Genomic DNA, 14850 nt, shown 5'->3' with positions numbered 1-14850 from the left:
CCCGGCCCGGTGGCTAGAGCGGGAACGCGTTGAAGAAGTCCTCGACGACGTTCGCCGGGCCGACGACCCGGAACAGCGCAGTGCCGTTCGTCCAGATGGCCGAGCCGGTGCCGTCGGGCGCCTTCGTGATCTTCCAGTGGCCCACTGGCCGTCCGGCGACCCAGACCTTTCCGGTCGTGGGCTTCGCGGGCGTCGCGGCTCCCTTGGCGGGCACCTTGGCCGCGGCGGGCGCCTTGATCAGCGAGCCGTACACCGCGCCGGCCTCCTTGGCGGTCTCCCACTGCCCGGCGTAGACGGTGACCTTGGCCTTGCCGCCGGCGGAGTAGTCGACCTTGTAGGCCTCGATGGCGCCGGCCGAGACGAACCCCGGGTGCGGGGCGATGCCGGCGAAGGCGTACGAGAGGACCGAGCCCGGGAGCTTGTCCGCGAACGCGGAGATGTGCTTGCGCGCCGCGGGCTTCACGGTCGGCGTCGGCGAGGAAAGGGTGACCGTGCTGGGCGACGGGACCGCGGCCGGTTCCCCTGCGCCGAACACCCCGGCCGCCCCGGCCGCCCCGGCGACTATCGCGCCGACGACGACGAGCGCGCCCACGACGGCGACGATCAGGATGGTCCGCCGGCGCGACCCGGTGGCGTTCTCGGCGGGTTCCGCCTCGCTACCCGGCGTGATGTCGTTCATCCGTGCCTCCCCTGTGCGCCGGCGCCCGTCGGCGCTGCGTCGCAGCGAACCCTACGCAACCCCGCCCGACGTCGGGGCTGCGCCACTCGGCGAAGCCGGCGGAGGTTTGCCGCACGTACGATGCTGCGATGCTCGATCCGCGCGGTGAGGTTCCGCTCGACTTCGCCCGCGTCTGGGGCGAGTTCGCCGATCCCGACTGGGATCCCGTGGACGAACCGGAGGGGCCCTCGCAGGTCTTCCGGGTGGACCTCACCTGGCTGACGTCGTCCTGGACCTGCATCTTCGGCCGCGGCTGCGCCGGCATCGACGCCGACCGGCCCGACGCCGGCTGCTGCACCCTGGGCGCCCACTTCACCGATGACGACGACGAGTCCCGCGTCGCGGGCCAGGTCGCGAAGCTGACGGCCGAGACCTGGCAGCGCCGCGCCGCCGTCGGGCCGCAGCCCGCGGACTGGACCGAGACGGACGAGGACGGCGCGCGCAAGACCCGCGTGCTCGACGGCGCCTGCGTGTTCCTGAACGACCCGGGTTTCGCCGGCGGGGCCGGTTGCGCGCTGCACCACCTCGCCGCGAACCTCGGGGTCGCCGCGCTGCACACCAAGCCCGACGTCTGCTGGCAGCTTCCCCTGCGCCGCACGTACCGCACGGTCGAACGACCCGACGGCACGAGCTACCTCGAGGTCCAGATCGCCGAGTACGACCGCCGGGCCTGGGGCCCCGGCGGGCACGACCTGGACTGGTACTGCACCGGCAACCCGCTGGCCCACGTCGGCGCGGAACCGGTCTACGCCTCCCTGGCCGACGAGCTGCGCGAGCTCGTCGGCGACGCCGCGTACGCCGAGATCGCCCGCCAGGGCGCCGAGCTGCTCGGCGCCCGCACGCTGCTCCCCCTCACGGTCCACCCGGCCACGAGGATCGCGCACCAGCCCTGACCGAGTTGTCAGGTCCAGCGCGCCCCAGGGACCGCGTTGGGTCTGACAACTCGCGGGGCGAGGGTGCCTGGCCGACGGCGTGGGTGGGTGCGGTTAGCCTTCGCGACATGGCCTCCTCCTCGACCGCCAAGCGCGCCGAACGTCCAGCCCGAAGCTCCTTTCGCTGCGCCGAGTGCGGCTGGATGGCCGCGAAATGGGTCGGCAGGTGCGGCGAGTGCCAGGCGTGGGGCAGCGTCGTGGCCGACACCGGCCCCGGCGGCGCGGCCCCCCGCACCGTCGCGACCGTCCCGTCCCGCAATCCGGCCCAGCCGATCGGTGAGATCGATGTCGAGGCCGCGCGGGCCCGGCCGACCGGCGTGGACGAGCTCGACCGGGTGCTCGGCGGCGGGCTGGTCGCGGGCGCCGTCGTCCTGCTCGCGGGCGAACCGGGCGTGGGCAAGTCGACCCTCCTGCTCGACGTCGCGGCACGGGCCGCCCGGGGCGGCCGTCGCGTGCTGTACGTGACCGGCGAGGAGTCCCCCGGCCAGGTGCGCCTGCGCGCGGAACGCATCCGCGCACTGGATCCGAACCTCTACCTCGCCGCCGAGTCCGACCTCGGTGCGGTCCTCGGGCACGTCGACGTGGTCGCTCCGGACCTGCTCGTCGTCGACTCGGTCCAGACGATCGCCTCGTCGCAGATCGACGGCGCACCCGGCGGCGTCGGGCAGGTGCGCGAGGTCGCGGCCGCGCTGATCACGGTCGCGAAGGATCGCGACATCCCGACGGTGCTCGTCGGGCACGTGACCAAGGACGGCTCGATCGCCGGGCCGCGCACGCTCGAGCACCTGGTCGACGTCGTCTGCCAGTTCGAGGGCGACCGGCACTCGCGGCTGCGGCTGCTGCGCGCGACCAAGAACCGGTACGGCCCGACGGACGAGGTGGGCTGCTTCGACCTGTCCGAGACCGGGATCGTGGGGCTCACCGACCCGAGCGGGATGTTCGTCTCGCACATCCTCAACCACGTGTCGGGCACCTGCGTCACGGTGACCCTGGAGGGCCGGCGGCCGCTCGCGACCGAGATCCAGGCGCTCGTCGCGACCAGCGCGATGAGCAACCCGCGCCGGACCACCAGCGGGGTGGACTCGAGCCGCCTCGCGATGGTGCTCGCCGTGCTGCAGCGTCGGGTCGGCGCGCCGCTGGCCGACAAGGACGTGTACGTCTCCACGGTGGGTGGCGCGCGCGCCGTGGAACCGGCCTGCGACCTGGCGCTCGCCCTCGCCGTCGCGAGCGCCGTCCAGGACGTGCCCCTGCTCGCGGGGGTGGTCGCGCTGGGCGAGGTCGGCCTCGCCGGCGAGATCCGTCCGATCAGCGGCGTGTCGCAGCGCCTGTCGGAGGCTGCCCGGCTCGGTTTCACGCACGCCGTCGTGCCGGTCGGCTCGGTCGAACCGAGCGCCTTGCCCGCCGGAATGACGTTGCTGGAGGTCGCCGACCTGGCCGATGCGGTCGTCGTGGCGAGCGGTCCGCTCGTTCGGACGGCGTAGTCGGGCCGGATCGGCGGGCTCCCGGACTCAGGCAACGTTAGGATCCGCACGTGGCAACATCCCACCTCACCCCCGACGACCTGCTGCGGGCGACGCTCGCCGCGGTCGCGCCCGGCGGGGAGCTTCGCGAGGGACTCGACCGGATCCTGCGCGGCCGCACCGGCGCGCTGATCGTTCTCGGCTTCGACAAGACCGTCGAGTCGATCTCGTCCGGCGGTTTCGTGCTCGACGTCGAGTTCTCCGCGACCCGGTTGCGCGAGCTCGCCAAGATGGACGGCGCGATCGTCCTGGACAAGGATGCGACGACGGTGCTGCGGGCGGCCGTCCAGCTGCTCCCGGACCCGACGATCGAGACGACCGAGTCGGGCACCCGGCACCGCACCGCCGAACGCGTCGCCAAGCAGACCGGGTTCCCGGTCATCTCGGTGTCCCAGTCGATGCGGATCGTCGCGCTGTACGTGGGCGGGTTCCGCTACGTGCTCGAGGACGCGGACACGATCCTGTCGCGCGCGAACCAGGCCCTCGCGACGCTCGAGCGGTACAAGTCCCGCCTCGACGAGGTCAGCGGGACCCTCTCCGCGCTCGAGATCGAGGACCTGGTGACGGTGCGGGACGTCTCCGCCGTCGTGCAGCGCTTGGAGATGGTGCGCCGGATCTCCGAGGAGATCGCCGGGTACGTCATCGAGCTCGGTACCGACGGGCGGCTGCTCGCGCTCCAGCTGGACGAGCTGATCGGCGGGATCAGCGCGGACCGCGAGGCCGTGATCCGCGACTACGTCGAGACCTCCCGCAAGGACCTCGGCGCGATCGACGTGCAGGCCGCGCTCGCCGAGCTGGACTCGACCGAGCTGCTCGACCACGCGCACATCGCCCGGGTGCTGGGCCTGCCCGGCGGCGGCGACGCGCTCGACGCCGCCGTCGGCCCGCGCGGTTACCGGCTGCTGTCCCTCGTGCCGCGGCTGCCCGGGCCCATCGTGGACCGCTTGGTCGGGCACTTCGGGAGCCTGCAGAAGCTGCTCGCGGCCGGTATAGAGGAGCTCATGATGGTCGAGGGCATCGGCGAGCAGCGCGCCCGCGCGATCCGCGAGGGGCTCTCCCGGCTCGCGGAGTCGAGCATCCTCGAACGCTACGTCTGACGGCGTGCACCGGTCCGCACGGACCGCTCACTGCAGCGTGAAGGCCGCCGGCTCGGTGGTCACCCCGAGCAGGGTCATGGTCGCCGCGTAGGTCCCGGCCTTCGGCGCCGGCAGGCCCGACGGGCAGCTCTTCGCGCTGCGGTCCCGGGCCCACGGAACCTTGGCGACCTCGCGGGCACCCGGTGCGAGCAGCAGCTGCTTGGACGCGGTGTCGGCCGTCGCGCAGTCCTTGGACGCCCAGATCCTGTCCCCGCCCGACCGCACGACCAGTACCCGCTTCACGTCGCCGCCGTCGACCGTGCACGCCTTGCTGCCCGTGTTGGTGATGGTCGCGGTCAGCACCGGGTTGGCGCCCGCCGGGTAGGTCGCGGCGTCCGTGACGAGCGACAGCTCGAGATCCGCCGCCTTGCAGTCCACCGGGATCGCCGGAGCCTTGTTGGCATTGGCGTCGTTCGCGGCGGCGGCCGCCGCCGGCGCCTGTGCCGCGGGCGGGTCCGCCGCCGGTGAGCCGGCCGCGCGCGCCCCGACGAACGCCACGACCCACACGACCCCGAACACGAGGCCGGCAACCACAGCGAGGAACACCACCGTGACCACGATCCGCCGGATCCAGTACACCCGAGGAGGGTTCGGACCGACCGGCCGAAGCATCGTGCTCATGCGGTTCCCCTCCATCGCGACTGACCCAGGACCAAACTAGGGCCGCGCGAGCGCGTGCCGGCGAAGGGCTCGCCGAAAACGCCTCGATCCGGGAGAGGATGCGCATATGCCGCGCGCCCGAGGACCCCGCCCGACGACGGCGCCCGACGCGGCGGACCCCGACCTGGCCCCGCCCGCGACCGATCTGCGCCCGGACCACCGCGCGAGCGACCTGCGCACCGCGATCCTCGACTGGTTCACCGTGCACGCCCGCGACCTGCCCTGGCGCGCCGCCGATCGCACCGCCTGGGGCGTGCTGGTCAGCGAGGTGATGCTCCAGCAGACGCCGGTCGTGCGCGTGCTCCCCGCCTGGACGCAGTGGATGGCCCGCTGGCCGACCCCCGACGACCTCGCGGCGGCCGGTACGGCGGACGTGCTGCGGGCCTGGGGCCGTCTCGGCTACCCGCGGCGCGCGCTGCGCCTGCAGGAGTGCGCCCGCGCGATCGCGACGAGCCACGCCGGCGTCGTGCCGCGCGACGAGGCGGACCTCCTCGCGCTGCCGGGGATCGGCCCGTACACCGCGGCCGCGGTGGTCGCCTTCGCGCACGGTGGCCGCTCGGTCGTGCTCGACACGAACGTGCGGCGCGTCCTCGCGCGGACCGTGACCGGCACCGCGCTGCCCCCGCCGAGCCAGACCGCGGCCGAGCTCAGGACCGCGACCGCACTCGTCCCGCTCGAGCCGGACCGGGCCGCGCGGTGGGCCGCCGCCTCGATGGAGCTCGGCGCCCTGGTCTGTACCGCCCGGGCGCCCAGGTGCGAGGCGTGCCCGGTCGCGAGCCTGTGCGCGTGGCGCGCCGCCGGCCATCCGTCGGACGCGCACGCCGCCAACCGGCGCACCCAGGCTTGGGCGGGCACCGACCGCCAGGCCCGCGGCCGGGTGATGGCCCTGCTCCGGGCTACCCACGGCCCGGTCCCCCGCGCGAGCGTCGAAGCGGCCTGGCCCGACCGGTCCCAGCTCGAGCGCGCCCTGACCGGCCTGGTCAAAGACGGCCTGGCCGAACCCCTCCCCGCAACGAGCCCCCACGCCTACCGCCTCCCCCAGAACCCTCCGCCGAGAGTGGAGTAACCGCCCTTGGAAAACGCTTTCAGGCGGCGGTTACTCCACTCTCGGCGATGGTGGTCTTCAGAGCTCGATGAGCATTCTGGTGTTGCCCAGGGTGTTGGGTTTGACGCGGGCCAGGTCGAGGAACTCCGCGACGCCGTCGTCGTGCGAGCGCAGCAGCTCGGCGTAGACGTCGGGCTCGACGGGGGTGCCCTCGATCTGCTTGAAGCCGTGCGCCTCGAAGAACTGCACCTCGAACGTCAGGCAGAACAGCCGGCGCAGCCCCAGCCCCCGGGCCCGCTCGACGAGCGCGTCGAGCAGCGAGTGCCCGATGCCGTGGCCGGTCCAGTCCGGCGAGACCGCGAGCGTGCGGATCTCGGCGAGGTCGGCCCACATCACGTGCAGCGCGCCGCAGCCGACCACCTCGCCCGGACCGGCGTCGGCCACCAGGAACTCCTGGACCCCCTCGTAGTATCCGACCAGCTCCTTGGCCAGCAGGATCCGCCCGTTCGCGTACGGCGACACCAGATCGCGGATCGCGTTCACGTCGGCCGGCAGGGCGGGGCGGATTCTGAGCTCAGGGCTGGACACCGCCACAACCTATGCCTGCCGCCCCCGCACGACGACGACCGTCCGCCCGCGTCCCCGCGCGAGCGCACCGCGATTCACGTCGTCGGCTCGACAGCACCGACCGGGGCCGGCGAGCTCGGCGGTGCCACGGCCGGTGCCACGGCCTCCGACGGCAGACCGTCCGCGATCGCCCAGGCCTCCTCGGTGATCGTACGCGGCCACGCCATCGCCGCTACGACGTACGCCACCAGCGACGCGAGCGCGCCGTACATCGTCGGCCAGCCGTCGAACGTCGCGGGGACCAGAGTGTTGTGCACGTACAGCACGTCGTTCGGCACGCCGTACATCGTCGGCGTCAGTACGAACAGCCCGAGCCGTACCGTGAGCCCCACGACGAGCGCCGCGACCGCCGCCCGCGTCCCGCCGCGCCGCCAGAAGACGCCGAGCAGGAACGGCACCACGAGCCCCGCGAGCAGCAGGTCGAACGCCAGCGTGAGCAGGATTCCGGTCTGCGCGACCCGCAGCGCGATCAGCACGCCGACGATCACGATCGGGATCATGGCCACGCGCGTCCAGCGAAGCAGCGGGTCGTGGCCGGTCGAGACCGCGCGCCGCACCCCGAAGATGTTCCGCACGGCGACGGCCGACGTCGCGAGGATCGCCCCCGACGCGGTCGAGAACGATGCGGCGACGATCCCCGACAGCACGAGGATCGCGAGGCCGGGCGGGGCGTAGTCGTCGAGCAGCGCGAACAGCACAGGACCGTCGGACGCCTTGAGCCCGAGCGTCGAGGCGGCGGTCAGCGCGACCATCGCGTAGCTGACGCCGATGATCGCCGTCCCGGCGGCGCCGGTCAGGCAGGACCGGCGGGCCACCTCGGGGCTCTTGGCGGCGAAGATGCGCTGCATGAAGTCGATCGCCACGATGTCCCCGATGCCGAGCGAGACGAGCGTGGCCCAGTTGACCGCGGCTCCCTGGTCGGTCGAGGTGAGCTGGCCGAGGTCGAGCGGTCCCATGCCGTCCGGGATCGAGAACCCGATCGACGTCCCGACCCACCAGAGCATCGCGATCGTCGCGACGACCGTGATGGAGATCTGGATCGCCGAGGTGTAGGCGTCGGAGAACATCCCGCCGCCGATCGTGTAGACGAGCACCAGGACGACCGCCATGACCACCCCGAGGGTGTAGTCGATGCCGAGGAACCGCTCGAGCAGGAACCCGCACGCGACCAGGTTGCCGGCCATCAGGATCGCGAACGCGAAGATCATCAGGATCGACGACGCGACCTCCACGCCGCGCCCGTAGCGCAGCCGGAAGAAGTCGGCGAGCGTGAACAGGCCCATCCGGTTCAGCGGCTTGGCCAGGAACAGCCCGGTGATCAGCAGGCAGATCGCGAGCCCGATCGGCAGCGAGGCCCCCGCCCAGAACCCGAAGGTCGCGGTCAGGTCCGTGTTGCCGACCGTCGCGTTGGAGTCCACCGCCGCCGCCATGAGCGAGGCGGCCACCAGCGGGATCCCGAGACTTCGTCCCGCGACCAGATAGTTGGCGCTGTCGCCATCGACCTTCCGGGCGACCACGATCCCGACGACAACGACGACGAGAACGCTGATCCCGACTCCAGCAATGATCACGATGGCTCCTGATGACGAGTTCGGAATCGGCCGACAGGTTTCATTCACCACCCCTCCCGTGTCGTTCTTGATGCAGGGAGGAAACTTCTACGTTAACGATCCGGCCCACGCGCGGAACCGCCTACGATGGCGACCGTGGCATCCCCGGTACGCAGCCAGGGCCGACCAAGAGTCGGCACCTCACCGCAGCCCACTGGGTCGGCGGCCGAACAGATCCTCGACGCGGCCGCCCGGAACTTCGTGCAGAGCGGCTTCGAGGCGACCTCGACGCGCACCATCGCGGCGGCCGTCGGGCTTCGGCAGGCCTCGCTCTACTACCACTTCGCCAGCAAGCAGGAGATGCTCGCCGAGCTGCTCGCACGCACGGTGCGGCCCTCGCTCGCGGCCGCCGAACGACTGCTCACCGCACCGGGCAGCGCGGCCGGACGGCTGCACGCGCTGGTCAGCTTCGACTGCTCGCTGCTGCTGACCTCCGCCTACAACATCGGGGCGCTGTACCTGCTCCCCGAGGTGCGCGAGGAGCGGTTCGCGCAGTTCCGGGCCGATCGCCGTCGGCTGCGCGAGGCCTACCACCAGCTCATCTCGGAGGTCCTGGCATCCACCGGGCCCGACGGCGCGAGCGGGCCGCCACCGGACATCCTGAGCGACCTCGTCTTCGGCCTGGTCGAGAGCGTCATCGCGCTGCGCGGCGCCGGCGCCGAGCTCGACTCCGGCCGCCTGCTCGACGGCGTGGGTATCGCGGCCCTGCGCATTCTCGGGCTGCCGGCCGGCGAGATCACGCGCGCCGTCGCGGAGAGCCGCGCCCTGTAGCCACCCCGCGCGACACGCCGGAGCGTAACAAGGTCGACACACAACGGTCACGGCACCGGAATCTTTGTGCGCGACGCTGATTCCTGTCAGTTGACAGGAATGAGTGAGACCCGTTGGGGGATGTCCCATGTCCACACAGACGACCGGCGATGCGCGCACCGATGGAACGGCGACGACCGCGGGTGCCCGCGCGCACGCCCGAGCCCAGGAGGCCGCCGGCGCGAACAGCGGCGCGGCCATGGCGACCCTGCCGGCCAGCGCATGGCCGTCCCCGCCCGCCGGCGTCGGCGCGGACCGGCTGGTCTGGGCGGAAACCGTGCACGGCGGGGGCTACACGCACCTCGTCGTCGCGCGCGGCACGTCGGTGCGCCTGACGGACCTCGCAGGCGACGCGTGCGCGCACCTGCTCGCCTACAACGCCGACGAGCCGTGGGAACGCCTCAACGTCGCCGACACCGTGAAGATCCAGTGGCAGGCCTACCTGACGGCCGGCTGCCTGCTGCTGAGCGACCAGGGCCGCGCGCTCGCGACGATCACCGAGGACTCCTCGGGCCGGCACGACTCGCTGTTCGGCACCACGACCCAGACCTACAACGCCGCGCGCTACGGCGACGGTGCGGCGCACTGCGCGACGCCGGCGGGCCGCGAGCTGTTCACCCTGGCCGCCGCCAAGCACGGCCTCGGCCGGCGCGACCTGCCGCCGAGCGTCTCGTTCTTCCAGGGCGTCACCGTGGACGACGACGGCGCCCCCCGCTTCCTCGGCTCGGCCGGACCCGGCGCGAGCGTGACGATCCGGGCCGAGCTGCCCCTGGTCCTCCTGATCGCCAACACGGCCCACCCGCTCGACCCGCGCCCGGAGTACTCGTGCGGCCCGATCGAGTTCCTCGCCTGGCGGGACTCGCCCACGACGCCCGACGATCCGCAATGGACCGCGACGCCCGAGGCGCGGCGCGCCTATGCGAACACGGCGGCCTACCTCACCCCCAAGGGGATCCGATGACAGCCACGGCCACCACCACCCCGACGCCGAACCTCCCGGCCGGCACCATCACGCGCGACGAGATCGTGCCCGCGCGGTCCGCGTGGTCGGCGGTCGTGCCGGCAGGGAGCCTGCTGACGATCATCGACCTCGAGGGCAACCAGGCCGTGGACTTCCTCGCCTACGACGCCTGGGACACCGCGCGGCGCTACAGCGCGCCCGACACGCTCCAGGGCCAGGACTCGATCTTCCTCACGACGGGCAGCGTGCTGCGCGACTGCGAGCACTCGCCGCTGATGACCGTCGTCGCGGACGACTGCGGCCGGCACGACACGATCGGCGGGGCCTGCTCCAAGGAGTCGAACACGCTGCGCTACGGCCACCACACCGCGGGCCAGCACGCCTGCGTGGAGAACTTCCTCGCCGAGGGTTCCCGGCACGGGCTCGGCAAGCGGGACCTCGTCTCGAACATCAACTGGTACATGAACGTCCCGGTCGACCCGGACGGCGCGCTCGGCATCGTCGACGGCATCTCGGCGCCCGGACTGAGCCTGACGCTGCGCGCCGAAACCGACGTCCTGGTGCTCGTCTCGAACTGCCCGCAGATCAACAACCCGTGCAACGGGTTCGACCCGACGCCCGTGCGGCTCGTGGTCACCGACCCGGATCCGACGCCGGCACAAACGCCGGCTCGGACCCCGGCGCGGGGCCTGTAGCGGTGCCGTTCGACACCCTCCTGGTCGCCAACCGCGGCGAGATCGCGGTGCGCATCATCAAGACCGCGCGCTCGATGGGCCTGCGCACGGTCGCGGTCTACTCCGACGCGGACGCCGGCGCCGCGCACACCCACCTGGCCGACGACGCCGTGCGGATCGGTCCCGCTCCGGCGACGGCGTCCTACCTGCGAGGCGACGCCATCGTCGAGGCTGCGCTGGCCGCCGGGGCCGGAGCCATTCACCCCGGCTACGGCTTCCTGTCGGAGAACGCGGGCTTCGCCCGCGCGACCGAGGCCGCCGGGATCGCGTTCGTCGGCCCGACGCCCGCCCAGCTCGAGGTCTTCGGTGCCAAGCACACCGCCCGCGAGGCGGCCGCCGCCGTCGGCGTGCCGATGCTCGCGGGCACCGGCCTGCTCGCGACCCTCGACGAGGCCGTCGCGGCCGCCGAGCGGATCGGGTACCCGGTGATGCTCAAGGCGACCGCCGGCGGCGGCGGCGTCGGCCTGCGGGCGTGCCACGGCCCCGACGACCTCGCCGTCGGGTGGCAGAACGTGCGCCGCGTCGCGGGTGCCAGCTTCGGGTCCACCGGGGTATTCCTCGAACGGCTCGTCACCGCGGCCCGGCACGTCGAGGTGCAGCTCTTCGGCGACGGGCTCGGCCACGTCGTCACGCTCGGCGACCGCGACTGCTCGCTGCAGCGCCGCCACCAGAAGGTCTGCGAGGAGGCGCCCGCGCCGAACCTGCCCGACGCGCTGCGGCGCCGGATCGCCGACGCCGGCCGCGACCTCGCCGCCTCGGTCGCCTACCGGTCAGCCGGGACGGTGGAGTACCTGTACGACGCCGAGCGCGAGGAGGCCGCCTTCCTCGAGGTCAACACCCGCCTGCAGGTCGAGCACCCGGTGACCGAGGCGGTCTACCGGATCGACCTGGTCGAGTGGATGCTGCGCCTCGCCCAGGGCGACACCGACGTGGTCCGCACCCCCGTCGAGCCGCGCGGGCACGCCGTCGAGGCCCGGATCTACGCCGAGAACCCCGACCGCGACCACCTGCCCAGCGCCGGCACGATTACCGCCTTCGCCGCGCCCGACGGCGTCCGGGTCGACACCTGGCTCGAGGCCGGCGCGCAGGTCAGCACGCACTACGACCCGATGCTCGCGAAGGTCATCACGGCCGGCCCCGACCGGACCGCGGCCTGGGCACACCTGGCGACCGCGCTCGCCGCGACCCGCGTCGACGGGGTCACGACGAACCTTGGCCTGCTACGGACCATCGCCGCCTCGCCCGAGGTCCGCGCGGTCACCCACTCGACCGCGACCGTCGCGGGGCTGCGCGATGCGACCCCGCGCTTCGAGGTGCTGCGACCCGGCCTGCTCACCACGATCCAGGACTGGCCCGGGCGGACCGGGTACTGGCACGTGGGGATCCCGCCGTCGGGCCCGATGGACGACCTGTCCTTCCGGCTCGGCAACCTCGCGCTCGGCAACCCCGAGGGTGCGCCCGGCCTCGAGTGCACCCTCGCGGGTCCCGCGCTGCGGTTCGCAGGCGCTGCGACGGTGATGGTCACCGGCGCCCCCGTCGAGGTCACGGTCAACGGGACCCGCGCCCACCAGTGGGAGCCCGTCCAGGTCCCGGCCGACGGCGTCCTGGACATCGGCGCCCCCGACACCGGGATGCGCACGTACGTGCTGGTGCGCGGCGGGATCGACGCGCCCCGGGTGCTCGGGTCGGCCGCCACGTTCGACCTCGGCGAGATCGGCGGGATGACCGGCTCGCCGCTGCGCACCGGCGACGTCGTCCCGCTCGGGCCTCCCCCGGCTCGGGCGATGTCGACCCACCTCCCCCGGGCGGTCCACGCGACCGACCGCCCCACGTTCACCGAGGAGTGGCGGATCGGCGCCCTGGAGGGACCGCACGCCGCCCCGGAGTTCTTCACCTCCGGCGACGTCACCGAGCTGTACGCGGCCAGCTGGCAGGTGCATTTCAACTCGGCACGCACCGGAGTGCGGCTGGTCGGCCCGAAACCCACCTGGGCGCGCCCGGACGGCGGCGAGGCGGGGCTGCACCCGTCCAACATCCACGACACCCCGTACGCCGTCGGCGCCGTGGACTACACCGGCGACATCCCGATCCTGCTCGGCCCGGACGGCCCGAGCCTGGGCGGGTTCACCTGCCCGGCCACGGTCGCCGTCGGGCAGCTGTGGAAGCTCGGCCAGCTCCGGCCCGGGGCGACCGTGCGGTTCGTGCCGATCGACGACGCGCAGGCCGCCGAGCTGCGGGCGCGGCCCCAGCGAGCACCGCGCGCCTCGCGTCCCGCGCTGCTCGACGGCGGCGTGCTCGCGCGCCGGGCGCCCACCGCGGGCGCGACCGGCTCGCTGGACCCCGAGGTGACCTACCGGCGCTCGGGCGACGACAACCTGCTCATCGAGTACGGCTCGATGTCCCTGGACCTCGCCGCCCGGATGCGCGTGCACGCCCTCGCCGAACGGATCGTCGCCGAGGGCCGCGCGGGCATCGTCGACCTCACCCCGGGCATCCGCTCGCTCCAGGTGCACCTCGACCCGGACGTACTGCCGGTCGCCACCATGTTCGACCTGGTCCGCGAGCTCGAGGACGACCTGCCCGCGACCGCCGACCTCGTCGTGCCGAGCCGGACCGTCCACCTGCCGCTGTCCTGGGACGACCCCGCCACCCGCGAGGCCATCGAGCGGTACATGAACGGTGTGCGCGACGACGCCCCGTGGTGCCCCTGGAACATCGAGTTCATCCGGCGCGCCAACGGCCTGGCCACGGTCGACGACGTCTACCGCACCGTGTTCGACGCCGAGTACCTCGTGATGGGCCTCGGCGACGTCTACCTCGGGGCGCCGGTCGCGACGCCCGTGGACCCGCGGCACCGGCTGGTGACCACGAAGTACAACCCGGCGAGGACCTGGACCCCGCAGAACGCGGTCGGCATCGGCGGCTCCTACCTGTGCATCTACGGGATGGAGGGCCCGGGCGGCTACCAGTTCGTCGGCCGGACCGTGCAGGTCTGGTCCACGCACTCCCAGCGCGGCGCCTTCGAGCCGGGCACGCCGTGGCTGCTGCGGCCGTTCGACCGGATCAGCTGGCACCCGGTCGGTGCCGACGAGCTGCTCGATCAGCGCGCCTCGATGGCCGCCGGCCGGCTCGACATCCAGATCGACGACGGCGAGTTCGCGATCTGTGCGCACGACCGCTTCCTCGCCGAGAACGCCGCCTCGATCGCGTCCTTCCGGGCGGACCAGGCCACGGCGTTCGGCGCGGAACGCGACGCGTGGGCGGCGGCCGGGGAGTTCGACCCCAGGCCCGAGCCCGAGCCGGCACCCCCGGCACCGGCCGTGGAGATCCCCGCGGGCTGCTCGGGGATCGAGGCACCGTTCGTGGCGACCGTGTTCCGGGTGGATGTGCGCCCGGGCGACGTCGTCGTCGCAGGTCAGGTGCTCGTGGCGCTCGAAGCGATGAAGATGGAGGCTCCTGTGGTGGCACCGCAGTCCGGGACCGTGATCCAGATCGTGGTGACCCCGGGGGACCAGGTCGGGCCGGGCGAGGTGCTCGTCGTGCTCGAGCAGCGGGCCGCCGCGTGAGCGCGGACCAGATCGTGCACCCGGACCAGATCGTGCGCCCGGTCCCCCGCGCCACCTGCACCCCGGCGATCGACCGGGTGCTCGCCGCCTACGCGCTCATCGCCGACGTCGACCGCCCCGAGGTGTGGATCGACCTGCGCCACGAGTCCCGCGCCCTGAGCGACGCGGCGGCCGTCGACGCGCGCACCGCGGCCGGCGAGCACCTCCCGCTCGCCGGGCTGGTGGTCGCGGTCAAGGGCAACATCGACATCGCCGGCCTGCCGACCACGGCCGGCTGCCCGACCTACGCGACCGGCCCCGCCGACCGGGACGCGACCGCCGTGGGCCGGCTGCGGGCGGCCGGTGCCGTCGTGCTGGGCAGCACCAACCTGGACCAGTTCGCGACCGGCCTGGTCGGCACCCGCAGCCCGTACGGAGCCGTGCGGCACGCGACCCACCCGGACCGGATCTCGGGCGGCTCGAGCAGCGGCTCGGCGGTGGCGGTCGCCCTCGGCATCGCGGACGCCGCGCTCGGCACGGACACCGCCGGAT

13 protein-coding genes are annotated in these 14850 nt (G+C 73.3%); 9 read left to right on the top strand and 4 right to left on the bottom strand.

Translation table 11 applies throughout. The annotated features are described in order from the left end of the window. Positions 1-13: 13 nt before the first annotated feature. Complete coding sequence (locus tag VIM26_RS02855) at positions 14-679, bottom strand: hypothetical protein (RefSeq protein WP_331948807.1); 666 nt, start codon at positions 677-679, stop codon at positions 14-16. A gap of 128 nt (positions 680-807) precedes the next feature. On the opposite strand from VIM26_RS02855, the gene VIM26_RS02850 reads away from it, so the two are divergent. The 3 genes from VIM26_RS02850 to disA all read left to right on the top strand — a co-directional run bounded on the left by VIM26_RS02850 (position 808) and on the right by disA (position 4267). Further along, on the top strand, positions 808-1611 hold the full coding sequence (locus VIM26_RS02850; RefSeq protein WP_331948806.1) for a hypothetical protein: 804 nt from the start codon (positions 808-810) through the stop codon (positions 1609-1611). Positions 1612-1718: 107 nt separating this feature from the next. Continuing rightward, complete coding sequence (gene radA / locus VIM26_RS02845; RefSeq protein ID WP_331948805.1) at positions 1719-3131, top strand: DNA repair protein RadA; 1413 nt, start codon at positions 1719-1721, stop codon at positions 3129-3131. A 50-nt stretch (positions 3132-3181) separates the two neighbouring features. Next, entirely contained in the window at positions 3182-4267 is a 1086-nt protein-coding gene (disA, locus tag VIM26_RS02840; protein ID WP_331948804.1) for a DNA integrity scanning diadenylate cyclase DisA, read from the top strand. Positions 4268-4294: 27 nt separating this feature from the next. Here disA and VIM26_RS02835 read toward each other — a convergent pair whose 3' ends face one another. Next, positions 4295-4927, bottom strand: coding sequence for a hypothetical protein (locus VIM26_RS02835; RefSeq protein WP_331948803.1), 633 nt, complete (start codon positions 4925-4927; stop codon positions 4295-4297). 106 nt (positions 4928-5033) lie between these two features. On the opposite strand from VIM26_RS02835, the gene VIM26_RS02830 reads away from it, so the two are divergent. After that, positions 5034-6032: an A/G-specific adenine glycosylase gene (locus tag VIM26_RS02830; RefSeq protein WP_331948802.1), complete on the top strand. Its 999-nt coding sequence runs from the start codon at positions 5034-5036 to the stop codon at positions 6030-6032. Between the two features lie 57 nt (positions 6033-6089). Here the strand turns inward: VIM26_RS02830 and VIM26_RS02825 are convergent, their stop codons facing one another. After that, complete coding sequence (locus VIM26_RS02825; RefSeq protein WP_331948801.1) at positions 6090-6599, bottom strand: amino-acid N-acetyltransferase; 510 nt, start codon at positions 6597-6599, stop codon at positions 6090-6092. 74 nt (positions 6600-6673) lie between these two features. Continuing rightward, entirely contained in the window at positions 6674-8209 is a 1536-nt protein-coding gene (locus tag VIM26_RS02820; protein WP_331948800.1) for a sodium:solute symporter family protein, read from the bottom strand. A gap of 135 nt (positions 8210-8344) precedes the next feature. Between VIM26_RS02820 and VIM26_RS02815 the strand changes: the two genes are divergently transcribed. From VIM26_RS02815 to VIM26_RS02795, 5 genes are all read left to right on the top strand, one after another. Continuing rightward, positions 8345-9019: a TetR/AcrR family transcriptional regulator gene (locus tag VIM26_RS02815; RefSeq protein ID WP_331948799.1), complete on the top strand. Its 675-nt coding sequence runs from the start codon at positions 8345-8347 to the stop codon at positions 9017-9019. Positions 9020-9146: 127 nt separating this feature from the next. Then, positions 9147-10019, top strand: coding sequence for an urea amidolyase associated protein UAAP1 (locus tag VIM26_RS02810; protein ID WP_331948798.1), 873 nt, complete (start codon positions 9147-9149; stop codon positions 10017-10019). Then, positions 10016-10714 carry an urea amidolyase associated protein UAAP2 gene (locus VIM26_RS02805; RefSeq protein WP_331948797.1) on the top strand — a complete coding sequence of 233 codons (699 nt, stop codon included), beginning with the start codon at positions 10016-10018 and terminating at the stop codon, positions 10712-10714. Before VIM26_RS02810 ends, VIM26_RS02805 begins: the two co-directional genes overlap by 4 nt. A gap of 2 nt (positions 10715-10716) precedes the next feature. After that, on the top strand, positions 10717-14319 hold the full coding sequence (gene uca, locus VIM26_RS02800) for an urea carboxylase (RefSeq protein WP_331948796.1): 3603 nt from the start codon (positions 10717-10719) through the stop codon (positions 14317-14319). A gap of 32 nt (positions 14320-14351) precedes the next feature. Further along, positions 14352-14850: amidase family protein (locus tag VIM26_RS02795; protein WP_331948818.1), on the top strand; the 499-nt coding region annotated here is incomplete at its 3' end.

It is taken from the genome of Pengzhenrongella sp. (assembly GCF_036565025.1).
Lineage (GTDB): Bacteria > Actinomycetota > Actinomycetes > Actinomycetales > Cellulomonadaceae > Pengzhenrongella.
This window is presented reverse-complemented; position numbering and strand designations above follow the sequence as displayed.

What these genes read in the sequence shown, in the direction of transcription:
- radA (WP_331948805.1), top strand. Translation starts at nt 1,719, where the DNA reads ATGGCCTCCTCCTCGACCGCCAAGCGCGCCGAACGTCCAGCCCGAAGC.
- VIM26_RS02835 (WP_331948803.1), bottom strand. Translation starts at nt 4,927, where the DNA reads ATGAGCACGATGCTTCGGCCGGTCGGTCCGAACCCTCCTCGGGTGTAC.
- VIM26_RS02810 (WP_331948798.1), top strand. Translation starts at nt 9,147, where the DNA reads ATGTCCACACAGACGACCGGCGATGCGCGCACCGATGGAACGGCGACG.
- VIM26_RS02850 (WP_331948806.1), top strand. Translation starts at nt 808, where the DNA reads ATGCTCGATCCGCGCGGTGAGGTTCCGCTCGACTTCGCCCGCGTCTGG.
- VIM26_RS02805 (WP_331948797.1), top strand. Translation starts at nt 10,016, where the DNA reads ATGACAGCCACGGCCACCACCACCCCGACGCCGAACCTCCCGGCCGGC.
- VIM26_RS02855 (WP_331948807.1), bottom strand. Translation starts at nt 679, where the DNA reads ATGAACGACATCACGCCGGGTAGCGAGGCGGAACCCGCCGAGAACGCC.
- VIM26_RS02830 (WP_331948802.1), top strand. Translation starts at nt 5,034, where the DNA reads ATGCCGCGCGCCCGAGGACCCCGCCCGACGACGGCGCCCGACGCGGCG.